This is a genomic window from Olleya sp. KJ81-1 (genome assembly GCF_055808135.1).
Genome location: NZ_CM147854.1, coordinates 594,755 through 618,865, shown reverse-complemented (window position 1 = coordinate 618,865; position 24,111 = coordinate 594,755). Strand labels below are relative to the sequence as shown.

21 protein-coding genes and 1 pseudogene are annotated in these 24,111 nt (G+C 31.6%); 14 read left to right on the top strand and 8 right to left on the bottom strand.

Translation table 11 applies throughout. The features are described 5' to 3' along the window. Positions 1 to 5 precede the first annotated feature (5 nt). Positions 6 to 524: a DUF6452 family protein gene (locus AC0L3M_RS02900; RefSeq protein ID WP_473431773.1), complete on the top strand. Its 519-nt coding sequence runs from the start codon at positions 6 to 8 to the stop codon at positions 522 to 524. Then, positions 490 to 1,245 (top strand): DUF6048 family protein, encoded by a 756-nt coding sequence (locus AC0L3M_RS02895; protein WP_473431772.1) that lies wholly within the window; start codon positions 490 to 492, stop codon positions 1,243 to 1,245. The genes AC0L3M_RS02900 and AC0L3M_RS02895 overlap by 35 nt, the downstream gene beginning before the upstream one ends. Here the strand turns inward: AC0L3M_RS02895 and AC0L3M_RS02890 are convergent, their stop codons facing one another. Next, a complete protein-coding gene (locus tag AC0L3M_RS02890; RefSeq protein ID WP_473431771.1) occupies positions 1,246 to 2,880 on the bottom strand; it encodes a sulfatase-like hydrolase/transferase in 1,635 nt (544 codons plus the stop codon). It lies immediately after the preceding gene. Then, positions 2,880 to 4,043 (bottom strand): THUMP domain-containing class I SAM-dependent RNA methyltransferase, encoded by a 1,164-nt coding sequence (locus AC0L3M_RS02885; RefSeq protein ID WP_292949006.1) that lies wholly within the window; start codon positions 4,041 to 4,043, stop codon positions 2,880 to 2,882. The genes AC0L3M_RS02890 and AC0L3M_RS02885 overlap by 1 nt, the downstream gene beginning before the upstream one ends. Before the next feature lie 169 nt (positions 4,044 to 4,212). Here AC0L3M_RS02885 and AC0L3M_RS02880 point away from each other — a divergent pair, with 169 nt between their 5' ends. From AC0L3M_RS02880 to AC0L3M_RS02870, 3 genes and pseudogenes are all read left to right on the top strand, one after another. After that, the gene (locus tag AC0L3M_RS02880) at positions 4,213 to 4,944 is read left to right on the top strand and encodes a class I SAM-dependent methyltransferase (RefSeq protein ID WP_473431770.1); all 732 of its coding nucleotides are present in this window, start codon (positions 4,213 to 4,215) and stop codon (positions 4,942 to 4,944) included. An 8-nt stretch (positions 4,945 to 4,952) separates the two neighbouring features. Next, positions 4,953 to 5,623 (top strand): annotated as a pseudogene (locus AC0L3M_RS02875) (ZIP family metal transporter). A gap of 75 nt (positions 5,624 to 5,698) precedes the next feature. Then, positions 5,699 to 6,127: a DUF4268 domain-containing protein gene (locus tag AC0L3M_RS02870; RefSeq protein ID WP_473431769.1), complete on the top strand. Its 429-nt coding sequence runs from the start codon at positions 5,699 to 5,701 to the stop codon at positions 6,125 to 6,127. Here the strand turns inward: AC0L3M_RS02870 and AC0L3M_RS02865 are convergent. Then, complete coding sequence (locus tag AC0L3M_RS02865; RefSeq protein WP_473431768.1) at positions 6,124 to 6,402, bottom strand: DUF983 domain-containing protein; 279 nt, start codon at positions 6,400 to 6,402, stop codon at positions 6,124 to 6,126. The two genes, AC0L3M_RS02870 and AC0L3M_RS02865, sit on opposite strands and share 4 nt — an antisense overlap. A gap of 196 nt (positions 6,403 to 6,598) precedes the next feature. On the opposite strand from AC0L3M_RS02865, the gene AC0L3M_RS02860 reads away from it, so the two are divergent. Further along, a complete protein-coding gene (locus AC0L3M_RS02860; protein ID WP_473431767.1) occupies positions 6,599 to 7,468 on the top strand; it encodes an AraC family transcriptional regulator in 870 nt (289 codons plus the stop codon). A 30-nt stretch (positions 7,469 to 7,498) separates the two neighbouring features. Here the strand turns inward: AC0L3M_RS02860 and trhA are convergent, their stop codons facing one another. Both trhA and AC0L3M_RS02850 read right to left on the bottom strand, forming a co-directional pair. Beyond that, entirely contained in the window at positions 7,499 to 8,125 is a 627-nt protein-coding gene (gene trhA / locus AC0L3M_RS02855; RefSeq protein WP_292949025.1) for a PAQR family membrane homeostasis protein TrhA, read from the bottom strand. 10 nt (positions 8,126 to 8,135) lie between these two features. Further along, a complete protein-coding gene (locus AC0L3M_RS02850) occupies positions 8,136 to 8,807 on the bottom strand; it encodes a DUF4294 domain-containing protein (RefSeq protein ID WP_341588217.1) in 672 nt (223 codons plus the stop codon). Between the two features lie 120 nt (positions 8,808 to 8,927). Here AC0L3M_RS02850 and AC0L3M_RS02845 point away from each other — a divergent pair, with 120 nt between their 5' ends. The 6 genes from AC0L3M_RS02845 to AC0L3M_RS02820 all read left to right on the top strand — a co-directional run bounded on the left by AC0L3M_RS02845 (position 8,928) and on the right by AC0L3M_RS02820 (position 14,935). Further along, positions 8,928 to 10,016, top strand: a complete 1,089-nt coding sequence (locus AC0L3M_RS02845) for a M42 family metallopeptidase (protein WP_145001490.1) — start codon at positions 8,928 to 8,930, stop codon at positions 10,014 to 10,016. 79 nt (positions 10,017 to 10,095) lie between these two features. After that, positions 10,096 to 10,647 (top strand): NUDIX hydrolase, encoded by a 552-nt coding sequence (locus AC0L3M_RS02840; protein ID WP_473431766.1) that lies wholly within the window; start codon positions 10,096 to 10,098, stop codon positions 10,645 to 10,647. 9 nt (positions 10,648 to 10,656) lie between these two features. Continuing rightward, the gene (locus AC0L3M_RS02835) at positions 10,657 to 11,331 is read left to right on the top strand and encodes a PrsW family intramembrane metalloprotease (protein ID WP_473431765.1); all 675 of its coding nucleotides are present in this window, start codon (positions 10,657 to 10,659) and stop codon (positions 11,329 to 11,331) included. Positions 11,332 to 11,412: 81 nt separating this feature from the next. Further along, a complete protein-coding gene (locus AC0L3M_RS02830; RefSeq protein ID WP_473431764.1) occupies positions 11,413 to 11,898 on the top strand; it encodes an acyl-CoA carboxylase biotin carboxyl carrier protein subunit in 486 nt (161 codons plus the stop codon). Between the two features lies 1 nt (position 11,899). Then, the gene (gene accC, locus AC0L3M_RS02825) at positions 11,900 to 13,342 is read left to right on the top strand and encodes an acetyl-CoA carboxylase biotin carboxylase subunit (protein ID WP_473431763.1); all 1,443 of its coding nucleotides are present in this window, start codon (positions 11,900 to 11,902) and stop codon (positions 13,340 to 13,342) included. Positions 13,343 to 13,393: 51 nt separating this feature from the next. Then, positions 13,394 to 14,935: an acyl-CoA carboxylase subunit beta gene (locus AC0L3M_RS02820; protein WP_473431762.1), complete on the top strand. Its 1,542-nt coding sequence runs from the start codon at positions 13,394 to 13,396 to the stop codon at positions 14,933 to 14,935. A gap of 93 nt (positions 14,936 to 15,028) precedes the next feature. On the opposite strand, the gene AC0L3M_RS02815 is transcribed toward AC0L3M_RS02820, so the two are convergent. From AC0L3M_RS02815 to AC0L3M_RS02805, 3 genes are all read right to left on the bottom strand, one after another. Then, entirely contained in the window at positions 15,029 to 17,602 is a 2,574-nt protein-coding gene (locus AC0L3M_RS02815) for a T9SS type A sorting domain-containing protein (RefSeq protein WP_473431761.1), read from the bottom strand. A gap of 158 nt (positions 17,603 to 17,760) precedes the next feature. Then, the gene (locus AC0L3M_RS02810) at positions 17,761 to 20,814 is read right to left on the bottom strand and encodes a T9SS type A sorting domain-containing protein (protein ID WP_473431760.1); all 3,054 of its coding nucleotides are present in this window, start codon (positions 20,812 to 20,814) and stop codon (positions 17,761 to 17,763) included. 124 nt (positions 20,815 to 20,938) lie between these two features. Then, positions 20,939 to 22,549: a helix-turn-helix transcriptional regulator gene (locus AC0L3M_RS02805; protein ID WP_473431759.1), complete on the bottom strand. Its 1,611-nt coding sequence runs from the start codon at positions 22,547 to 22,549 to the stop codon at positions 20,939 to 20,941. A gap of 346 nt (positions 22,550 to 22,895) precedes the next feature. Here AC0L3M_RS02805 and AC0L3M_RS02800 point away from each other — a divergent pair, with 346 nt between their 5' ends. Together AC0L3M_RS02800 and AC0L3M_RS02795 are read left to right on the top strand one after the other, a co-directional pair. Further along, the gene (locus tag AC0L3M_RS02800) at positions 22,896 to 23,726 is read left to right on the top strand and encodes a serine hydrolase (RefSeq protein WP_473431758.1); all 831 of its coding nucleotides are present in this window, start codon (positions 22,896 to 22,898) and stop codon (positions 23,724 to 23,726) included. 99 nt (positions 23,727 to 23,825) lie between these two features. Beyond that, complete coding sequence (locus AC0L3M_RS02795) at positions 23,826 to 24,080, top strand: hypothetical protein (RefSeq protein WP_473431757.1); 255 nt, start codon at positions 23,826 to 23,828, stop codon at positions 24,078 to 24,080. The last annotated feature ends 31 nt before the right edge of the window (positions 24,081 to 24,111 follow it).

Genomic DNA, 24,111 nt, shown 5'->3' with positions numbered 1-24,111 from the left:
AGTTTATGAAAAAAATAAAATTAATTCTACTTACTATTTGTTGCATAAGTCTTTTGACTTGCGAACGTGACGATTTGTGTCCAGAAACCACACCTACAACCCCTAGTCTAATTATTGGCTTTTTTAATAATGCTTTGCCAGAAAACCCAAAAACTGTAAATAATTTATATGTAATTGGTCTAGATAATGACAATGTATTACCTGGTTATAATGTTGTAGATGAAGACGAATTAATTTTACCGCTTAGAACTGACCAAAATAGCACAACCTATACTTTAATTAGTGATACCGTTTTAGATACGGATGGTAATGTTACCTCTGGTAATAGTGATACCGTTACAATAACTTATGAAACTGAAGATGTTTACGTCTCTAGAGCATGTGGTTATAAAACCATATTTAATAACGTAATAGTAGCTATAGATGGTGGAACAGACGGAAATTGGATAATACTTGCGCAACCAGAAAACGATAATTTAACAATTGAAGATGAAACAACAACACACTATTACTTTAACCATTAGTCTTTTATTGTGCATATGTTTCTCACTGCAAGCACAAGAGGAAGATTTTACTATTAAAAAAGATACAGTCAAGTTAAAATACGGTTTAAGAATAGGAACTGACGCTAGTAAATTAATTAGAACCGCTTTAGATGATGATTATTCTGGATTTGAACTAAACGCGGACTACAGACTTACTAGAGATTGGTTTTTAGCTGGAGAAATTGGTACTGAGGAAAAAATCACATCTAATGATTATTTAAGCGTTACTGCTAAAGGTAGTTACTTTAAAGCAGGTGTTGATTATAATATGCATAACAACTGGGATGGTTTAGACAACATGATTTATACAGGGTTTAGACTTGGTGCAAGTACATTTAGTCAAACCAGAAATAATTACACCATTTATAACACTGATCAATATTGGCAACCTCAATTTTCTAGTACAGAAACAGAGGAATACAGTGGACTGTCTGCCATATGGTTTGAATTGATTATAGGTATTAAAGCTGAAGTTTTAAACAACTTGTATTTTGGAATAAATGCACAACTAAAAGGTATGATAACACAAGATCAACCTGTTGGTTTTGAAAATTTATTTGTTCCAGGTTTTAATAAAACGTTTGATTCTGGTCGTATTGGTGTTGGATATGGCTACAGTGTATCCTATTTAATACCTTTATTTAAAAAAAATAAATCCAAAACTGTAAAAAACGAAGACGAGGAAAAGGAAATAGAATAATTAATTTTCTAGTGTTTTCAGTCTTAAATCATAATCTTCATTATCCCTGATTAATCTCGGTTTTCTAAAAAAACGGTCACTAAAAATACTTTTAGTACTATCCATTTGATTAAATTTTATTTTAGCCAAATCAGCAAAGCTATAGATAAAATCTTCCAAATTATAAGCACGCTTTGTAAAGTTATTATATTGCTTGGTTGGATTAAAATCTAATTTATATTCATCAGATAACCATGCTATAAATGGCACTTCATACATTGGCCTAGTTGCTTGGTATTCATTATGACCAATAAAATCTATAGTATCAAATAACTCATCTCCATGATCAGAAAAGTAAAGGACAAAACTATTTGTGTTTTGCTGCCTAACTTTATCAATAACTGAATTAACTATATTATCATTATATCTAATCGCATTATCGTATTCATTAATTAATTTAAATGCTTTGTCATGCTTAAATTTTGTATTTAAACTATTATCCTTAAAGTAACTATACGATTCAGGAAAACGACTAGAATAACGACCATGCGTACCAATTAGATGCAGGAATATTATTTTTTGCTTATTAGGCTTTTTTAATACTTTATCTAATATTGGCAAAAGCGCTTCATCATAAATAATGTCATCAGAATTATCCGTAGCAACAAAATATTTTTCATTGGCTGCATTAGCAATAATTGACGAGATACGCTCATGCAAACCTACTGGTCTTTGATTAGAAATCCAATAGGTGTCATATCCTGCAGCATTTGCCAATTGCACAATAGATGTATTATTTTTTTTATTAGGTGCTTGCATATCAGAAAGTGTCAATATCTTATCCAAAGACATTACTGTGTGTACATGAGGAGAAATAACACTATCAAAAACAATTAGCTGGTCTCTAATTTTAGATAATTTAGGGTTGGTTGGTCGGTTATAACCATACAATTGCATATGCCAATTTGAAGTCGCCTCTCCAATAATTACAACATGTGTTTGTGCTGTTGTGTCAATTTTGGTCACATTAACATAGTTAGAAACAGGCTTAGCTAAATCTGTTTTTAAATCTTTACGTAAACTAATAAACTCAGAATAACTTGCAATACTTGTTACGACAATGTTTTCAGCATCAAAACGCTTGTCTATAGCATAACTAGAAGCGACAACAGTACTAATAGCTAAAACACTTATATATCTAAATCTTCCAGAAATAATAGTTTTATTTAATAACAATTTAGCCAATATAGGTACAATTATTAAAAATAGAATGGCTAGACCAAATACAAATCCATCAAAATAATTTGATAAAAAATCAGAACTTTCAGTCGTGTCTGTTTCAAAAATTACAAAAAGTGCAGAAGCACTGATTTTTACACCATAATTGTGATAAAAACTAAGCTTTACAAATACTAAAAGCGCCAATAGCGTTAAAAAGATTAGACTTAAAAATTGTCTAATTTTATTACCACTAAATATAACTGTAATACTAAAAACAATAAGCGTCAAAAACCCAAACCCAATAACTTCTTTTACATAAATAAGACTTTCAGGTATTACAAAAAAACCTAATAAAATCAGTCCAAAGTAAGGGATGCTAATAATACTTGCTAACTTAAATAGCGATGTGATATTTTTAGTTATTTCATTTGCCATTAGTCTTTATCCATGTACTTTCCTTTTTTACTACCTGCGTAAATTTCGTATTTAACTAATCGCGAGTCTAGCATTGCATTCATTAAATGAATTTTTCTAGACGGTCGTAATCCAACATGTTTTAAGGCGTCTAAATTTGAAGTAATAAACCAAGCATTGGTATTAGGATAATTTTGTTTTAAAGTATCTCCAATATTTTTATAAAAACTTTCCATTTCTATATCTAAACGTTCTCCATAAGGCGGATTAAATACCATATGCAGTTTAGCCTCTCCTCCCCTTTGGGTCTTAAAAAAGTCCTCGTGTTGTATGGTTATAAAATCTTCTAAATGTGCATTTGCAATGTTTTCTTTAGCTTTAGCTACTGCACTTGGAGACTTATCGTAACCAATTATTTTATGATGAAAATCTCTAGTTTTTTTAATTAACGATTCCTCTATTTTTTCAAATAAATCAACATCCCAATCGTTCCAACGCTCAAAAGCAAACTCTTTTCGCATTAAATTTGGTGGTATGTTACATGCAATCATCGCTGCTTCGGCTAAAATGGTACCACTACCACACATAGGATCTATTAAATCTGATTGTCCATCCCAACCTGACAACATAATAATTCCTGCTGCTAAAACTTCGTTAATTGGTGCAATGTTAGTTGCTAATTTGTAACCACGTTTGTGTAGGGAATCTCCAGAAGAATCTAACGAGATATTACATTGTTCTCTATCTATATGAACATTAATTTTGACATCCGGAAATTTTAGATCTACACTTGGACGCTCACCTGTATCGTCTCTAAACCTATCTACAATAGCATCTTTAGTTTTTTGAGCAATATATAACGAGTGTGTAAAAACGGTCGAGTTTATTGTTGCATCTACTGCTAAAGTACCTGTAGGCTTTAAATAAGGCGTCCAGTCCATTTTGTAAACTTGATCGTATAAATCTTGCTCAGTTTTTATCCTAAAGCTATGTATTGGTTTTAATATTTTAGTGGCTGTACGTAAAGCTAAATTTGCTTTATACATAAACCCTTTGTCACCAGAAAAACTAACATTACGCACACCTATTTTAATGTTCTGTGCGCCAAGTTGTCTAAGCTCTTTTGATAGTAACTCTTCAAAGCCAAATAAAGTTTTGGCAACCATATTGAAATTTTCTTCCATTCTTTTCGTCTATTACCTTGCAAAAATACTCTATTTTTGTCGGAAATATAACCTTTATAAATAAATGGGTTAAGGATGGAGCAATTTGTTTGAGCTCCTCGCAGAGAGCGAGTTGCGAGAGCCTGTTAAACTGGAGCTTAAGCGGAAGTTTAAACCCCAAAAATAATATATGAATAAAAACGAAAATAAATGGTACGCATCTTGGTTTGATAGTCCATTTTACCACATACTTTACAAGGACAGAGATCATACTGAAGCTGAGGCTTTTATGTCCAATTTAACGGATTATTTGAATATTCCGGAACAAGGAAAAATTTTAGATTTGGCTTGCGGAAAAGGTCGTCATGCTGTGTATTTAAACTCCATTGGCTACAATGTTACAGGTGCAGATTTGTCTGAAAACAGTATCAATTACGCCAAACAATTTGAAAACGATAGCTTGCACTTTAAAGTACATAATATGTGTCAGCCTTTTGGCGAAACTTTTGATGCTGTCTTTAACTTATTTACCAGTTTTGGATATTTTGAAAACGAATCTGATAATTTAGCAACGATAAAAGCGATTAAAGCTAATTTAAACGATTTTGGTTTTGGTGTTATTGACTTTATGAATACCGAATATATTATTGAAAACTTAGTACCTGAGAATACTAAAACGGTTGAAGGGATTGACTTTTTACAAAAGAGACGTGTAGAAAATGGTTACATAATTAAAGACATTAGCTTTAGCTTTGAAGGTGAACACTACCAATTTCAAGAACGTGTCAAAGCGTTTAGTCTAGCAGATTTTGAAGCGTTATTTGAGCAAGCTGGTGTATATTTACTAGATGTTTTTGGAGATTATAAGCTTAGTAAGTTTCATAAAAAAACGTCCGAACGTTTAATCATGATTTTTAAATAATTAAGGACATGAAAAATTTTTTATTACCAATTATCGCTGTTGTTTTAGGCTTTTTAATTGTCCTAATTTTTAAACCAAAACATAACCGTAATCTTAAATTACTACTAGCGTTTAGTGGTTCTTTTTTATTATCTATAACTGTATTTCATTTTTTACCAGAAGTTTATAATAGTCAAGGCAAGCCTATTGGTTTGTTTATTATGATTGGTATTTTGTTGCAAATAATTTTAGAATTTTTCTCTAAAGGTGCAGAGCATGGTCATGTGCATATTAATAAAAACAGTGTAGAGTTTCCGTGGTTATTATTTATTAGTTTAAGTATCCATAGTGTTTTAGAAGGCATTCCTATGGAAGCTCATGAGCATTTAATTTACGGAATTATTATCCACAAATTGCCTGTTGCTATTATATTATCAACCTTTTTTTAGCGTCAAATTTAAGTCGAAATAAAATTATTTTATTTTTATTATTGTTTGCTTTAATGACGCCTTTAGGTGTGTTTTTATCAACACAATTTCAGTTTTTTGAAAACTATTATTACGAAGTTTCTGCCTTAGTTATTGGTATATTTTTACATATTAGTACTACCATTTTATTTGAAAGTAGCGAAGGTCATAAATTTAATTTAGCCAAACTAAGTACCATTATTTTGGGTATTGTCATTGCCTATTTAATTTAAAATAAAAGACGTTTTCTGTTTTATAAATTTTGAAATCATATCAAAAAAGATTTCATCCAATAATGTATTAAAATTATGTTTTCTAAAGAAGAATCCAGACAAATTAAAGAACTATTTTGGACCAGTTTTGGGAAGTCATTTCCTAGAAAATGGATTTTATATAATACTAAACTAAAAGGCTTAAGCTTAAAGTTTTATTTTGATAATAAAAAAGCCTTGATAGCGCTTGACTTAGAAGACGACTTAGAAAACCGCATTAATTATTGGGAAAAACTAGTGGCTTTAAAGTCTATTTTAATGGACGATTACTTACCTGACGCTATTTATGATGAAGAATTTTTGTTAGATAATGGTAAAGAAATATCACGTATTTATGTGCCTTTAGGTCACAAAGTATCTATCCATAATAAAAACACATGGCAGGAAGTTATGGTGTTTTTTAATACACATATGTCGCTTCTAGAAGCTTTTTTTGAAGAATATAAGGATGTTATTGAAGGTTAGTCCACCTTGTTAATTGTACTTTCTAAAGGTTTTTTATAAAATATATGAACCCAAATAGCTCTAGACATTTTATAATTTAAGGTGCTTACTAATAACGTGATTAAGACTATTATTAAAAAGACTTTTAATGGCGAAAAGTCTATTAGGTGCCAGAATACTACTAAACTTATAATCATTTGTCCTACAGCAAGTGCGTAACTAACAAACATAGCTCCAAAGAAAAAACCTGGTTCTTTTTCAAATTTAAAATCACATACTTCACACCTAGTATTCATTTCAGGAATTTTAAAAAACAATATATTACCACGAGTGCTAAACATTTTTCCTTTTTTACAATTAGGACATTTACATTGTATTACATTTAAAACGGTATTCATAAAACTAACTTATTTATAGTGCAAAATTAAGTATATGGTATATATTTAAACCTATAATAAAAACGCTATTTTTTGTACTTTTAAGACATTTTATATGAAAATTCCTGTTTTAAAAATAAATCAGTTTAAGAAAATCAAGACTTTTAATGACCTGTATGTTAATGATTTTTTAAATCACATACAGATAAACAAAGACTTGATAACAAAACCACATAGTCATAATTTTTATTTGTGTGTCTTATTTACCAAAGGAACAGGAACGCATGAAATTGATTTTAATAGTTATACCATTTCACCTGGTAAGGTGTTTTTTTTAAAACCAGGTCAAACACACGCTTGGAAGTTTGACACTAATCCGGAAGGTTATATCTTTTTTCATACACAGGATTTTTATGATCTTAATTTTTTAAGTCATGCATTGGAAAATTTTCCATTTTATTACTCCTATCAAAATCCGCCAACACTAAAATTAGACGCAATGCAGACTTTGGATTTAAACACTAAATTTGAGGTATTGTACAATGAGTATTCTAACAATAATCTGTTAAAAGAATTAAAACTAATTACTATAATTAGTAGTATTTATATTGATTTAACTAGAGCATACACCGCAAATGTAAAACATGAAAACTTAATAACATCTAGCTATTCCAAAATTTTAGAGCAGCTAGAAATCTTAATTAATCAATATTTTTACACGCAAAAATTACCTAATTTTTATGCTAATAAACTAAACATTACAACTAAACATCTTAACCGAGTAGTCAAGCAAACCTTAAATAAAACCACTAGTCAATTAATTTCTGAGAGGATATTATTGGAAGCCAAACGACTAATTGTACACTCTAAAAGTAACTTAACTGAAATAGCAGATACTTTAGAATTTTCTGATTACGCTTATTTTTCTAAATTTTTTAAGTCTAAAACTGGCATAACACCTATGGCTTTTAAAAAGCAATACTAAGTTAAATTACATGTTTTAAACATTACAAGTTTAAATGACGTAAAATAACACCATAAAAAAGTGGCAGATAGCTCCTGCTAACACAAATAAATGCCAGATTACATGATTATAAGGTATTTTTTCGATAGCATAAAAAACAATTCCTACGGTATAAGATAATCCTCCAGCCATAAGTAATACAATACCATTAGCATCCATTAAACTAGATAGTGTTGAAAAATCAAAAACCACTAACCAACCCATTACTAAGTACAGTAAAGTTGAAAAAGTATTAAAGCGTCCAGTAAAAAACAATTTTAATACCACTCCAAAAGCAGCGATTCCCCAAACAATATAAAACAGCATCCAACCTAAACTTTGCTCTAAAGTAATTAGCAAAACAGGTGTGTAAGTTCCTGCTATTAGTAAATAAATACTAACATGATCTACAATTCTAAAATAGTGTTTCTTTTTTTCGTCAGTAATAATATGATATAAAGTTGATGCTGTAAATAGGATTATTATGGATAGTCCATAAACCACGACACTAAATAAACTAAATTCGGTTTTCTTGGTTTCAAAAACAATTAATAATACTAAAGCTACAATCCCAAAAACAGCACCAATACCATGTGTCAGTGCGTTTAGCTTTTCTTCAAAAGGAGTTTGTTTTCGCATTTTATAAATTTTATTCTGTTTTTGACCATTTATTATTCAACTTAAAATATTCAAAATCTAAAGGTGATTTTACTAATTTTAATTGACCATTTTGCCAAGCGCGTATTAATATATCTTCAATTAAATAATCCTCTTCTACATTTTCTGGGTCATACTCGCGTTTTAATGAGATATTAAATAAATAAGCAGTACTATTAAACCAAAAAGCTCTCCAACCGCTACGTAATTCTTTAATTAAATCAAAAGTCGTTTTACCAGTTTGTCTATGTATTAGTTTTACTAAAATTTGACCTTCTGTTCGTGTTAATTTTTTAAGCTCTTCAGAAAACTCTTCTTCAATATATTTTTGAACTTTTTTAGCATACTTTTTCTTATCACGTTTTCTATCTAAAGACTGCAATCTTGTATTTAAAGCATTTAACCTATCTGCTGCTAACTTAGCGTAAGGATAGACTTTTAAAGTTTTGCGACCTAAAATAAGGTAACGTCTTCTGTCTTCTTTAGATTTAAATGAAAGCTTATCCAAAATCATTACTTCATCTAAATAAATAGATTTTTGGGGTATTGAATCGCCTTCTATTATAATATACTCAACTTCTGTTGAGTCTTGCTCTATAATATTATCTTCTTGTCCAACAAGAAAAGTAGGTATGCATAATAATATAAAAAGGATGTATTTCATAAATAAATAACTACTAAAACTATTCCAAAACGGAAACTTATACTGTAAAATTAAGAATTAACGTATTGCTAACTATTAAATAAGTGTGAATATTGTTATTTTAGACAAAAATTAAATTAAATGGCAACAAAAAGCATACTAAACAAAAAGTCTATGGACTTTTTAGAAACATATTTAAACAATGCATCACCAACTGGCTACGAATGGGATGGTCAAAAAATATGGATGGATTACCTAAAACCTTATGTAGACACGTTTTTTACAGACACCTACGGAACTGCTGTTGGAGTTATAAATCCTGATGCAAAATTTAAAGTGGTAATTGAAGGTCATGCTGACGAAATCTCTTGGTACGTTAACTATATTTCTGATAATGGATTAATTTATGTAGTAAGAAATGGTGGTAGTGATCATCAAATCGCACCTAGTAAAATTGTTAATATTCATACTAAAAATGGTATTGTAAAAGGTGTTTTTGGATGGCCTGCAATACATACACGTAATAAAGCTAAGGAAGAAGCTCCAAAACCAAACAACATTACAATAGACGTTGGTGCAAAAGATAAAGAGGAGGTAGAAAAAATGGGCGTGCATGTTGGCTGTGTTATTACCTATCCAGATGAGTTTCATATTTTAAATGGAGACAAATTTGTTTGTCGTGCTTTAGATAACCGTATGGGAGGTTTTATGATAGCTGAAGTCGCGCGTTTACTTAAAGAAAACAAGAAAACGTTACCATTTGGACTTTACATTACTAACTCTGTTCAAGAAGAAATTGGTTTACGTGGTGCACAAATGATTACAGAAACTATCAAGCCAAACGTAGCAATAGTAACAGATGTAACACATGATACTACAACACCAATGATTGACATGAAAGTACAAGGTCATGTAGAAATTGGTAAAGGTCCTGTTGTTGCTTACGCACCTGCTGTACAACAAAAATTACGTGATTTAATTACAGACACTGCAGATGATAATAAAATACCATTCCAACGTGCTGCTTTAAGCAGAGCTACTGGAACTGATACTGATGCGTTTGCATATAGTAATGGTGGTGTTGCGTCTGCATTAATATCGTTACCATTACGCTACATGCATACTACTGTAGAAATGGTACATCAAGATGATGTAGAAAACGTAATTAAATTAATTTATGAAACATTACTTAAAATTGAAGATGGCGAAACATTTTCTTATTTTAAATAATAGCTTAGTCAAACTTGGCTAATAAGCAACTAATAATTAAGCCTCTTTATTAAAAGAGGCTTTTTTAATCGTATAAAGTATGGATGAGTTAATAGATATAGTCACCAAAAATGGTAAACCCACAGGCCAATCTGCTTTAAAAAGTGAGATTCATAGCAAAGGGCTTTACCACAATACAGCACACATTTGGTTTTATACTAACCAAGGTCAACTACTATTAGCGCAACGTGCTGCGTCAAAAGCAATCTATCCCTTACTTTGGGATGTATCTGTTGCTGGCCACATTGATGCAGGAGAATCTATTGAGAAAGGCGCCATTAGAGAAATTAAGGAAGAAATTGGATTACAAATAAAACCTACTGATTTACAAAAAATTGGTGTTTTTGAGTGCTTTCAAAATTACCCTAACGGAATGAAAGATTACGAGTTTCATCATACATATATAACCCCTTTAACAGTGCCAATATCTAAACTAAAACCGCAGTTAGAAGAAGTTGAAGCACTTAAGCTAGTCACTATTTCTCAGTTTAAATCGCTTCTAGAAAATAGTAAAGCAAATGGTCATTTTGTTGCAAGCAATAAAGATTATTATGTACTCGTGCTAAATCAAATTTCTGAAAAAATATTATAATTTAGACCTATGCAATTACTATTAATGGCTTTAGCGCCAATTGTTATTATCATATTTTACATTTATCTTAAAGATAAATACGAGAAAGAACCTAAACGCTTATTAATAATTTCGTTTTTATTAGGTGCTATTGTTAGTATCATTATTACTACACTACTCTATTCTGTTTTTAATATACTTGTGCCATTAGAAGACAAACTAAGTGTTTGGGAACAGTTTAAACAAGCCTTTTTTGTGGTTGGTTTTTCTGAAGAATTAAGTAAGTTTTTAATCGTTTTACTTTTTGCGCAACGCCATAAAGAGTTTAACGAACCCTTTGACGGTATTGTATACGCTGTCATGGTATCTATGGGATTTGCAGCAACCGAAAACATAATGTACGTCATGCAAAGTGGACCAGCAACAGCAATTGCCAGAGCTTTTACTGCAGTGCCTGCTCACGCTACTTTTGGTATTTTAATGGGTTATTTTATGGGTAAAGCAAAATTTGCACCTAACAAACTATACTTAAACTTATTAGGCTTATTTTTTGCTATTTTATTTCATGGTGCCTACGACTTTTTCTTATTTATAGACTTTGTACCTGGTATTTGGGTTGGTGCTTTTGTATCGCTAGCAATTGGGATTTTTCTTTCTAGAAAAGCTATTAAATACCATCAAAATAGCTCTGTATTTAAAACTTAAACCCAATTTTTTATTTTTAAAGTTTAAATTTTACTAAAACGTTATAGTTACTTATCTTTATGGTTCATAATTTTAGACAAAATGAGCCAAAAATTTAATGTAAAAACAAATGGTCTTAATCAATTTGAAATAGACTCTGATGTTATAAAAAGCATTGATTCTGTTGAAGTTAAACAGAATACATTTCATCTTTTAGACAACAACAAACCTTTTAAAGTCGAAATCACAGACAGCGATTTTCTAAAAAAAGCGTACACCGTAAAAGTTAACAACAACCTATATACAGTCCAAATAGAAGACCAGTTAGATGCTTTAATAAAAGCAATGGGATTTGAAGTTGGTGCTTCCAAAGTTATTGATAACATAAAAGCGCCAATGCCAGGATTAATATTGGATATTATGGTTAAACCAGGAGACAAAGTTACTGTAGATACACCATTACTTATCCTTGAAGCCATGAAAATGGAAAACAGCATTGTATCACCTAGAGATGGTGTCATAAAATCTGTTACCGGAACAAAAGGAAGTACTGTGGATAAAGGTGAATTGTTAATTGAATTTGAATAACATGAAAAAAATACTAGTCGCCAATCGTGGCGAAATCGCAATAAGAGTCATGAGTACAGCCCAAAAAATGGGAATTAAAACCGTAGCAGTCTACTCTACTGCAGATCGTAATGCACCTCACGTAAAATTTGCTGACGAAGCTATTTTAATCGGAGAAGCACCATCTAATCAATCGTATTTATTAGGCGATAAAATTATAGAAGTTGCCAAAAGTTTAAACGTGGATGGTATACATCCTGGTTATGGTTTTTTAAGTGAAAATGCTGACTTTGCAGAGCTTTGCGAAAAAAATAACATCACTTTTATTGGTCCAAAATCGCATGCTATTAGAGTCATGGGTAGTAAACTTGCTGCTAAAGATGCTGTTAAAGGTTACGATATACCTATGGTGCCTGGAACTGATCAAGCTATTACAGACATTCCTGAAGCTAAAAAAATAGCCAAGACTATTGGTTTTCCTATTCTAATAAAAGCGTCTGCTGGAGGTGGCGGAAAAGGAATGCGTGTGGTAGAAAAAGAAGACGAATTTGAATCTCAAATGAATCGCGCTATCAGTGAAGCTGTTAATGCTTTTGGTGATGGTTCTGTTTTTATTGAAAAATATGTAGGATCTCCTCGTCATATCGAAATTCAAGTCATGGCAGATACGCATGGTAATGTAATTCATCTTTTTGAGCGCGAATGTAGTATACAACGTCGTCACCAAAAAGTAGTCGAAGAAGCACCTAGTGTAGTTTTAACGCCAGAATTAAGAGAAGAAATGGGACAAGCTGCTATTAAAGTAGCAAAGGCATGTGATTATGTTGGTGCTGGAACAGTCGAGTTTTTATTAGATGAAAACAAGAATTTCTATTTCCTTGAAATGAACACAAGACTTCAAGTAGAACATCCTGTTTCAGAAATTATAGCAGGTGTTGACTTAGTAGAATTACAAATAAAAGTGGCTCGTGGCGAAGCATTAGACATACAACAATCCGACTTAAAAATTAACGGTCACGCTTTAGAATTGCGTATTTACGCTGAAGATCCTTTAAACGATTTTTTACCTAGCGTTGGGCATTTAGACGTGTATAAACTTCCGGAAGGAAAAGGAATTAGAGTTGATAATGGTTTTGAACAAGGGATGGATATTCCTATCTATTACGACCCAATGTTGGCTAAGCTAATTACATACGGTAAAACACGTGAAGAAGCCATGCAATTAATGCGTCAAGCTATAGCGAATTACGATGTTAAAGGTATTGAAACGACGTTGCCATTTGGTACGTTTGTGTTTAATCACGACGCTTTTAAATCGGGTGATTTTGATACACATTTTGTTAAAAAGTACTATTCTCCAGAAGCTTTAAAACAAGATACAGAACACGAAGCTAAATTAGCTGCTCTTTTTGCTGTAAAACAGTATCTGGAAGATCAAAAGCAATTAAGACTACCAACTAATTAGATAAATACATAACGTATAGCGTTTACAATTATACGTGATTAAAATAGAGATATGGAATCTAAAATAAAAACCTTAAACGAAAAACTTGAGCTATCCAAATTAGGAGGTGGTCAAGCAAGAATAGATAAACAACACCAAAAGAAAAAATTAACAGCCCGAGAACGTGTTACTTATTTAATGGACGAAGGTTCATTTGAAGAAATTGGTGCATTAGTAACACACAGAACTGTTGATTTTGGAATGCAAAACCAAAAATTTTATGGTGATGGTGTTATTACAGGTTACGGAACAATAAACGGAAGATTAGTGTATGTTTTTGCACAAGATTTTACAGTATTTGGAGGTGCTTTGTCTGAAACACATGCCGAGAAAATTTGTAAAATTATGGACTTAGCACTTAAAGTTGGCGCACCTTTTATTGGCCTTAACGACTCTGGAGGTGCACGTATCCAAGAAGGTGTAAAATCCTTAGGTGGATATGCTGATATTTTTCATAGAAATGTAAAAGCATCTGGTGTCATTCCACAACTATCTGCAATTATGGGACCATGTGCTGGAGGTGCTGTTTACAGTCCTGCAATGACAGATTTTACTATGATGGTAGAAGACACCAGTTACATGTTTGTAACTGGTCCAAACGTTGTTAAAACAGTAACAAACGAAGAAGTGACTAGTGAGGAACTTGGTGGTGCAAGTACGCACTCAACTAAATCTGGTGTAGCCCACGTCACATCATCAAATGATATCGAATGTCTTGAAGATGTTAAACGTTTACTTAGTTATTTACCACAAAGTAACTTAAAAAAACCAAAAGATTTACCGTTTGAGTTAGGTGAAGAAATTAGAGACGAACTAAAAACAATTATTCCTTTAAATGCCAACAAACCATATGACATGCATAATGTTATAAAAGGTATAATTGATGCAGATAGCTTTTTTGAAATTCATAAAGATTTTGCTGAAAATATTATTGTTGGTTTTGCAAGAATTGGAGGAAAAAGCGTTGGTATTGTAGCCAACCAACCATTATTTTTAGCAGGTGTATTAGATGTAAATAGTTCGCGTAAAGCAGCACGTTTTACTCGTTTTTGTGATGCGTTTAATATTCCGTTATTAGTTTTAGTGGATGTTCCAGGATTTTTACCAGGAACAGATCAAGAATGGAACGGAATTATTGTACATGGTGCAAAACTATTATACGCTTTAAGCGAAGCTACAGTACCTAAAGTAACTGTAATTACAAGAAAAGCTTATGGTGGTGCTTATGATGTGATGAATTCTAAACACATTGGAGCAGACCTTAATTACGCTTGGCCAAGTGCTGAGATTGCAGTTATGGGAGCTAAAGGTGCCAGCGAAATTATTTTTAGAAAAGAAATAAAAGAATCAGACAATCCTGAAGAAAAACTTTTAGAAAAAGAAGCCGAATATGCAGAGTTGTTTGCTAACCCTTATAAAGCTGCAGAACGTGGTTTTATAGATGAAGTTATTCTTCCTGAAAACACAAGACGTAAATTAATTAAAGCGTTTAAAATGCTGGAACACAAAGAAGAAGTATTACCAAACAGAAAACATGGTAATATTCCTTTATAGAAAAAAATAATACATAAAGAAAGCATAAAAAAAGAGCCTCAATTGAGGCTCTTTTTAGTTTCCCTAAAAAAATTAGAGATTACTAGCTATACTCTATTCAATAATCACTTTTTGAGAAGATACTGTTGTACCATCGGTCATTCTTACTACATAAATCCCTGATGCTATTGTGCTAACATCTAAAGTATTTAATCCTGTTGTTAAGCTTCCTTTTTTGACTAAACCTCCAATCACATTGTACATTTGGTACTCATAATTACTATTAGCAGTGTTTAATTTAATATTTAAAAGACCTGCATTTACTGGATTTGGATACACTACAGGTGCAGCTTCATTAGATAATTGTACTTCTTCTACACCTAAGGTTTCATTAAAAATACTAATTTCCCAAAGTCCTCTTCCATATGTTCCAACTACCAATTTATCTTGTGTGTAGTTAATTTCTAAATCATTAATAACCACATTTGGCAACCCTTCGCCTAACTTAGACCAATCTTCCGTTCCTGTTTTAAAATACACGCCAATTTCGGTTCCTAAAAATAAAATCTCTTGACCTTGATTTTGTTTTAAAACCACTTGTTTTGCAACTATGTTTGGTAATCCTGCTGAAATATTAGTCCAAGTCGATCCACCATCGATAGATTTAAAAACCTTTGATCCGTCTACATAACCATTTACTGTTGCATATAAAATATTAGTATTGTTTTGATTTAATGAAACAGAATTCATTTTAGCACTAGCTTCAGGTTGATTAACTGTGGTCCATGTACTTCCATCATTATTAGATTTTCTAGCTGAAGTTTCGCCAATAACAATTAAATTATTTCCAAAAGTTTCTATATACTCTATAGCTCCTGCTCCAGAGTTTAAGTTAGTCCAAGTGTCTCCTTTATTAGCCGATTTATAAACATCTGCAAAACCACCATATAATATTGAAGAATTTGTGGAGTGCATTTTTAGCGTCCAAACAAAAGGAGCTCCTGCTGTTGGTGTTGTTAAACTTGTTCCCCAAACATCTCCTAAAAAGCCATTATTTGCTCTTGTTAACCCACCATTTTGTGACCCTAAATATCTAATTTGAGGATTTGTATAATCTACAGCTGTACAAGTACCATCTCCTGCACCTGCTGTTACCCATGTTGGTACACCTCCAACTAACTCTAAACTGTATCCATCATTATCTTGGTTTCCCATAATCATGTTATCTGATGTGGTTTGTGGTGTTATTGCTACTGAATATAACTGCGTTACTATTACTCCGTTTGACTTATATTCTACCGTAGGCTTTTCATCTGCAATATTGCTATAGGTTACAAAATTTAAACCACCATCGTTTACATTCCAAAAAGAATAGCCTTCATCTAAAGGTCCGATCTCATGTATGTCTGCATGTCCATAAGAACCTGCAGAACTATTATCAGACCATGAATTGTTTAAAGTTACATACCACGTATTACCTAGGTCATCAGAATTTATTCCATCCACTACTCCACTAATAATCAATCCATCTTTTACAGTTAAACATTGGTTATAAGAACCTTGCGTATTATATCCTACTGCTGGCACACCAATAGTAGTTAATACTGGTGAAGCTAAAGTGGTATTATAAGTAGAAATCTGTCCATTTTCGCTTTGTACATAAAATACACCTAATTGATCTGATGTAATAGCATGACGTTGACTATTGTTACCTTCTGATATTAAAACACTCCATGTACTTCCATTATTTGAAGAGAAAAACAATCCTCCCCAACTATCCGAACACATAATATTATTACCATTTCTATGAAACTTACCTATTACAGCATCGTCATAATTATGAGTATAAACATTGGTCCAAGTGATACCTCCATCTGTTGTTTTTTTAATGTGTTTATTAGTTCCAACAATTACTGTATTTGCATCAATAACTATTAAATTAGAGGTTGACTCTTGTTGGTCTAAACTAAATGTCAAATTTGTTGGTTGATAGGTTTCGCCAAAATCCGTTGATTTATAAATCCCAATTGATTTAATATGCTTAGCGTCATAATCTCCTGTAGAAATGTATATAGTTCCAGGATTATTAATATCTGTAGCACTACTTTTAACATCAGTAACACCAATACCTGCTAAATGATCTAATTTAGGCGTCCATGATGTACCATTATCTGTAGATTTCCAAACACCACCAACTGGAGCACTTACAAACAATACGTTTTGATTTGGGTCTGTAGCGTGTTTATATCTTAAAAAATTAGTTAACCTTCCAAGCTGCGGATAATTAGGATAACCATTAGCATCTGGGACTTGTTGTGGTCCAATATTAGTCCAGGTTTGACCAGTATTTAAAGATCTGCTATTTTGATTAAATACATTTGTGTTGTTTTCTACTTTTCCATTGGCATCAATAATACCTGCATTATAATACCCTGAGAAAGCGTTAGGGAAATTACCGTCAATATCTACTCTATCTTTCCAAAAATAAGCCCAACGTTCAAATTGTTTATGCTTTTTAATTTCGGTTTTAGATGCCTTTTTATTGAATGCTCCCAATTCCTCTCGGACTTGTTTAATAATTTGATAATAATTGCTCCCTTTTATATAAGGTGTCGATTTATAGTCTATAGATTGAGCATAGGATACAATCGTGAAGACCAATACTAAAAACGTAATTGTTTTTTTCATGTTTTTCTATTTAATGGTTAGAACAACACAAATATGCTATATCCTTTATATAGTTGCGCTAAGAAAGACTACGCAATAACTACGCAGTTCTATTTTAAACAAAAAAATCCCCAAAAGCAGCTGCTCTTGAGGATTCCTAACATAGTTAATTATTGCTATTATTTAACTATCAACTTATATGTAAATATTCCGTTTTGGTTATTGATTCTAACAAAATAAAATCCCGTTTGATACTGCGAAATATCAATTTTATAATTTTCGATTAGGTTAAGATTCTTTTTAAAGAACATTAATTTTCCTAGAGCATTAAATACTCTAACATCTACTGTTTCATTTGAATTAGACACCAAATTAAACGTTTGTGATGCTGGATTAGGATACATTTTTATACCAGATGTTTCTGTTGGGCTTTCTGATATTCCTAATGTTGTAATATCATATCTAGGCGTGCGCCAAACACCACGACCATAGGTAGCTGTATATAATTTATTGTCTGCATAATTAATTTCTAACTCGCTAATTTTTACATTAGGTAGATTATTAATAAAAGGTTTCCATGAGTTACTTGTTGTATTATCAATGTAATACACACCATAATCCATACCTAAATATAATCCGTCGTTACCATTGTTATCCCATACTAATGCTAAAGCACTAAAATCTGGTAAATCAAATTTGTAAGAGGTCCATGTTGTACCTCCATTGTCTGTAACATATACCTTTTCTGTACCTACCGTTGCTATTGCAACTTTATTAGGATTAGTTGGATGTATAGCTATAGAATTGATATAGTCTCCAGAGTAACTAGTTACTTCCGTCCAAGTACCTGATCCTGTTGTTGTTTTATAAAGCTTATTTAAATAAGCAGCATACATTGTATTTGGTGTGGACTCTGAAATTTTAAGATGGTTTAATTTAGAAGTAAAAACCTGAGAAATAGCGGTCCAATTTAAGCCACCATCTAAAGATTTATATACTTGATCGTAACCAGCATAAATAACGTTTACAGCAATTGGATCTTGCTCAAAAGGTGTAATCCAATTTCCTGTTTTATTATCAGGAATAGTGATTGCTGCTAATGTTTGACCACCATCAATAGATTTATTCAAGCTTCCATCTTGAGCTGTACCATAAATAATTTGACTGTTAGTTTTGTCTACAAAACCTTCCATACCATCTCCACCAATCCAATCTCTCCAAACACCTGTTGAAGTTAATGTAGCACTTCCATTATCTTGAGCACCTCCTGTAACTACCACAGGACTAGTTTGGCTAATTCCAAAAGCGTAAAACTGTCTAATCCCTAATCCTGCTGTTATATCTGTAAAATAGGTTGTACTTATTGGTCCTGCACTGTTTGTAGCTTTAAAAACACCTCCATCAGTTGTTGTATACAATGTACTTCCAACAAACGTCAGTAAATCGACATCTGCATGAGAATAACCTAAATTATTTGATTGCGTATCAGAAATATTCCAATTTGTTGTTGGATTAAAGGTAACACCACCATCTAAAGATCGCCAAGTATTAACACCTGCAATATGCACTTCGTTAGCATTAGTATGACTTACTGCAATATCCATATCTCTTGGTGCTTGACCACTTGTTGCATCACTTAAATCTGTCGCCACAAGATTATAGCCAAAATAATTTTTACCAGAATGCTCTAATGTTGTAAACGTATTTCCGCTGTTAGAAGATTTATATAATGCCTTAAAATAAGCTCCTGACGTCCCACTTGCCTCTACCATATAAACAACAGATGGATCAGCATTTGTAACTGCAAGCATTTTTGCTCCTACACTAAATACATTAGGTGTTGCAGACTCAAAGCCATCACTAAACACCGTTCCTAAATTGGAAGCTTCCACCTTAATGTCATCTAATGTAACGCCTCCACCTCCTGCGGTTGTAACAGCTCCTTCAAAAGCAATATGATAATCGGCAGAAGTATTTGGTAAACTTAAAGTAATATCAAACCATGCTTCTTGAGCGGTTGTGTAACTAGCTAACTCAATCCAAGAACTTGCAGAGGTTGTTTTGTAATACACTTTTAAAGCATCAACATCTCCAAAATAATCCGGTTGCGCATATGAGAATTTTAAAACTGGATTAGTTGCTGTCCCAAGGTTTAAAGCTGGTATCACTAATTTAGTCTTATTACCAGTAGCTCCAGATGTACCTTTTTCAAACAGTCCTAATCCAGAACCTGTTTTTGGCGTAATTAACGTGACACCAAAATGTTGCGAACCCTGATTTATGGATTTCCAATTTAAAGTCCCATTTACATACTCAGTGTCATAATTAGGTACGCCTGTTGGTGCTTCAACTTTGGTAAAAGTTACACCTCCATCTGTAGATTTAAATAAAAAGACTCCAGAAGCATAAATTGTATTAGAATCAAAGGGTTTAAACTCGAAATCATAACCTCTAGAATCTGCTTCAGGATGAATTAATGACCAAGAACTACCAGAGTTAGTAGACTTAAAAAGCCCACCATGCTCAATACTACAGTACATTTTTGAAGGTGTAGTTGGATCAATCAAAATTCGGTTTACTTCTCCACTGCCTATTGCACTAGCTACTAAATTCCAGGTTGCTCCAGCATCTGTAGATTTGAAGATTGTTCCGTTATCTGATCCCCAAAAATAAGTTGAAGGGTCTGATGGATGCATAGCTAAGGCATAAACCTTCATGTTAGAAAAATTATCGCATAAAGGCGTCCAATTGGTTCCTCCATCTATTGTTTTCCAAACACCTCCTGTTTCGGCTCCTACAATAATATGGTTTTGATTACCTGTTTCAAAAGCTATAGAAGTAATTCTACCTGTTCCAGGATTCCAACCTGAAGTTGCATTCCAAGAATATGGCCCTAATTGCTCCCAGTTTCCGTTGTCAGAAGATGCGCTTCTGCTGTTAATTGCTTTTTGATTAATATAATTATTATAACGCTCTAATTCATTATAATAAAATTTATTAGATCTTAAAACTCCATTTTGTTTAATGGATCTTAAAGCTTGATATTCCCAACGTTTATATTGTTTGTAACCAGTACCTCTTCCTTTACCTTTATTTTCAAAATGGGCTTGAGCTGCTATCTGGATTTCTTGGACTGTATAAGTTCCTTTATTAATCATTTCACTATAATCACTAGATTGCGAAAACAATGATCCCGTTGATAATAGTAATAAAATTAGGTAGATTTTTTTCATTAGTATTTTAGAGTTATAATTTATATATCTACAAATAACTAAAGGCTAATTGCATTAATAAAATTATAAACTACGCATTAACTACGCACATCATAAAAAAACTAAAAATCAAGGTTTTACTAGGTTAAAGTGCACTGATTTTAGAATCCTTAAACGTGTCATTTAAGTAATCTATTAGGGTGAGTGTGCTGTCTAATTCCTCAATTTTTTTGGAAATACGATAGCGTTTACTTTCTACAGCACGAGTAGAGGTATTTAAAAAAGCTGCGATTTCTTTATTTTTAAAACCTAAAAACAAATAATAACAGATGATGATTTCGGAATCATTTAAATTAGAATGCATCGCTTTTATTTGAGTAAAAAACTCGATATTAACATCATTAATTAGCTCTAAATAATTTTCTTCTTTTGCTAAAAATGTTGAAGATTGATGGTGTATGTTTTTATATAATGCTTTAGTTTTTTCTTTTTGTTCAGAAGAATTATCTATAGAAGAAATGGTTCTCAACTCACGTTTAAGTTCAGTAATATAATCCTCTAAACCTCTAACTTTAACTTTCAGTTTTTCATGATTGGTTTGCATAAACTGATATTCGTCTTTGCGTTTAGTAAACTCGATAATCTTCAGTTTAATTTTCTTGTAGCGTAATACTATAAAAGTACCAAACACAATTATAGCACCAATAAGTATTGCAATCCATATTCTATTTGTATTTCTTTTTTTGGTAACCTCTAGCAATGCTTCATCAGTATTAACCAACGCATTATTTAATTCTAAACTTGCGTTAGATGCTTCTTGTAATAACTGGTCGTTAAATACACTTAAAGAATCTAAATAGTTATTTTTAGCAACGTCGTTACCCAATTGTCCATAATAGTCAGCATATAGTTTAAAATACTCTTTAACATCATAACTATTCATTGATTGACGCAATTTATTAGATGCCTCAAGATAGAACGCTACGGAATCCATTGCTTTTTGTTTGAACTGAATGTGTGCAAAACAATTATTAATTGTTACTATATGTGATTTGTACAATGCACTTGCTATTGTACTATCATTTTCTAAATTTTTAAGTAAATTAAAATAATAATGTGCTGTATTTAAATTATCTAAATGTGCGTAATTAGAGGTCAACATAAATAAGGCATACATGTAATAATATTGATCCTCTATAATATTTTTATATTGCTGTAAATTAGACAATAATAAGGCGTTACTTTTGGTGTAATCACCTTGATCAAAAGGAATGTAAGCGTACATTTGACTTACTTCTGCTAAGCCATTTGCATTATTAGTTTTAGTATAAAATGATTTAGCATCTTCTAGATATTTAAATGCAGTAGAGTCCTTATTAATTAGGTACGAGTTATAAAAAAGCTCAACAGATACCATGCCTGCAATATCGTAATCCTTCTCTAATTTAGCATGTTTTAAAGCTAAAGCAAAATTTTGAAACTGCTTGATAGGTTCTTCATTTTTATCATTTAAAAGTCCCTTTAATTGATAATAATATGCTAACCGTCCTGTAATATTAGAAGTAATTGGATTAGGAATACTATCTAAAAACTGAGCTGATATTTTTGGGTCGACATCTAAATATGTTTGTGCAGAGTCTAATAAACTATAATAATTTTGCTGCTTTTTAGATTGACCAATTGCAAAACCACAAAATAGAATTAACGTTATAAATAAAGTAAAAAAAGAATTAATTCTGAACTGCTTAAAAATCATTAAAATCTAACTTTGATGTCGTGTTTCAAACAAATTTAAGTAAATTAAAATTCATAAAAAATGGATTGATTACTTTAAAAGAAATATTTAAAATTTAAGTCTTGTAAAGATTATTTTTCACCTTAAATTATAATAAATTAACTAAATAATTATAGTAGTTATCAGACAAGTACTGCAAATGCTGATAAATATAAAAATGCTCAATATTAAAAATTAACACTTTAACTACTAGTTATTTATATACATTTGCTATATTATACTTACTGCGTTATTTTAAGATGAAAACAAAACTTTTTTTCTTGCCTTAGTTACTTTACTAGTAACCAATAGTTTTGCTCAAGATGAGTTGCCTTTACCTACAAGTGATGGCAGAATTGCATTACTGACTTCTTTGGTTGATAATAATCTTCAAAAAACATTAGAAAAAGAAATTAATTCTAATCCGTTATGGAAAACCTTAATTAATCAGAAAAAAATGGCAATTGGTTTAGTGGACTTAAGAGACACTAATAATGTAAAATTTGCACGACTTAATGGCAACCACATGATGTATGCTGCAAGTTTACCAAAAATTGCTGTTTTACTTGCTGCAATGGATGCTATTGATAAAAAAGAACTAATAGAAACTAAAGATATTAGAAAGGATATGCGACTAATGATTAGCAAATCCAACAATCAAGCAACAACCAGAATGATTGATCGCTTAGGATACGACAAGATTGAAGCGGTTATGAGAAGCCCAAAATATAAGTTTTATGACGAAAACTTTGGAGGTGGTCTTTGGGTTGGAAAACGTTATGGTGGTGGCGGAAATACTAACAGAGAGCCTTTAAAAAACCTTAGTCATGCTGCTACAGTTACACAAGTATGCAGATATTATTACTTACTAGCCAATGGTAAATTAGTAAACAGAAAACGATCTAAACAAATGTTAGATATTATGGAAAACCCAGAGTTACACCATAAATTTGTAAACACTTTAGATAAAATTGCTCCTGAAGCTAGAATATTTAGAAAATCTGGCTCATGGAAAAATTACCATTCAGACTCTGTTTTAGTTTGGGGAAAAGACGACAATAGACGCTATATTTTAGTCGCTTTAATCGAAGATTCGGCTGGAGAGCAAATTATTAGAGACTTAATTAAACCTATTGAAAAAGTTTTAAGAACACAATAGTCTACCCTTAAATTAGATAAATTATTGCCTATATAAAACATAAAAAGCAATACCTTTATAGTGTTATTTGACAATAATTTTTGACCTATAAACACCATCTTGAAAATCAAACTTCCTATTAATAAAAAGCTTAAAACTTTTATTTTAAAAGCATTTGATATTAAAGAAGAAGAGTTAAATAAAACGCTCCTACTTCAACTCAATATCTTTATTTTAATAACAACATTGTTGGTTATTAAGCCTACAATAAATTCGCTGTTTTTATCAGAGCTTACCTCTAGCGCTTTACCTTTAGGTTACGTACTAACAGCGTTAATGGCTATAATTGGATCTTTTTTTATACCAAAGCTTTAGAAAAATACACTTTAAATATCATAATTGATAG

What these genes read in the sequence shown, in the direction of transcription:
- AC0L3M_RS02885 (WP_292949006.1), bottom strand. Translation starts at nt 4,043, where the DNA reads ATGGAAGAAAATTTCAATATGGTTGCCAAAACTTTATTTGGCTTTGAA.
- AC0L3M_RS02845 (WP_145001490.1), top strand. Translation starts at nt 8,928, where the DNA reads ATGGCAACAAAAAGCATACTAAACAAAAAGTCTATGGACTTTTTAGAA.
- AC0L3M_RS02860 (WP_473431767.1), top strand. Translation starts at nt 6,599, where the DNA reads ATGAAAATTCCTGTTTTAAAAATAAATCAGTTTAAGAAAATCAAGACT.
- AC0L3M_RS02830 (WP_473431764.1), top strand. Translation starts at nt 11,413, where the DNA reads ATGAGCCAAAAATTTAATGTAAAAACAAATGGTCTTAATCAATTTGAA.
- AC0L3M_RS02810 (WP_473431760.1), bottom strand. Translation starts at nt 20,814, where the DNA reads ATGAAAAAAATCTACCTAATTTTATTACTATTATCAACGGGATCATTG.
- AC0L3M_RS02850 (WP_341588217.1), bottom strand. Translation starts at nt 8,807, where the DNA reads ATGAAATACATCCTTTTTATATTATTATGCATACCTACTTTTCTTGTT.
- AC0L3M_RS02815 (WP_473431761.1), bottom strand. Translation starts at nt 17,602, where the DNA reads ATGAAAAAAACAATTACGTTTTTAGTATTGGTCTTCACGATTGTATCC.
- AC0L3M_RS02880 (WP_473431770.1), top strand. Translation starts at nt 4,213, where the DNA reads ATGAATAAAAACGAAAATAAATGGTACGCATCTTGGTTTGATAGTCCA.
- AC0L3M_RS02900 (WP_473431773.1), top strand. Translation starts at nt 6, where the DNA reads ATGAAAAAAATAAAATTAATTCTACTTACTATTTGTTGCATAAGTCTT.
- AC0L3M_RS02865 (WP_473431768.1), bottom strand. Translation starts at nt 6,402, where the DNA reads ATGAATACTAGGTGTGAAGTATGTGATTTTAAATTTGAAAAAGAACCA.
- AC0L3M_RS02870 (WP_473431769.1), top strand. Translation starts at nt 5,699, where the DNA reads ATGTTTTCTAAAGAAGAATCCAGACAAATTAAAGAACTATTTTGGACC.
- AC0L3M_RS02805 (WP_473431759.1), bottom strand. Translation starts at nt 22,549, where the DNA reads ATGATTTTTAAGCAGTTCAGAATTAATTCTTTTTTTACTTTATTTATA.
- AC0L3M_RS02835 (WP_473431765.1), top strand. Translation starts at nt 10,657, where the DNA reads ATGCAATTACTATTAATGGCTTTAGCGCCAATTGTTATTATCATATTT.
- accC (WP_473431763.1), top strand. Translation starts at nt 11,900, where the DNA reads ATGAAAAAAATACTAGTCGCCAATCGTGGCGAAATCGCAATAAGAGTC.
- AC0L3M_RS02820 (WP_473431762.1), top strand. Translation starts at nt 13,394, where the DNA reads ATGGAATCTAAAATAAAAACCTTAAACGAAAAACTTGAGCTATCCAAA.
- trhA (WP_292949025.1), bottom strand. Translation starts at nt 8,125, where the DNA reads ATGCGAAAACAAACTCCTTTTGAAGAAAAGCTAAACGCACTGACACAT.
- AC0L3M_RS02895 (WP_473431772.1), top strand. Translation starts at nt 490, where the DNA reads ATGAAACAACAACACACTATTACTTTAACCATTAGTCTTTTATTGTGC.
- AC0L3M_RS02840 (WP_473431766.1), top strand. Translation starts at nt 10,096, where the DNA reads ATGGATGAGTTAATAGATATAGTCACCAAAAATGGTAAACCCACAGGC.
- AC0L3M_RS02890 (WP_473431771.1), bottom strand. Translation starts at nt 2,880, where the DNA reads ATGGCAAATGAAATAACTAAAAATATCACATCGCTATTTAAGTTAGCA.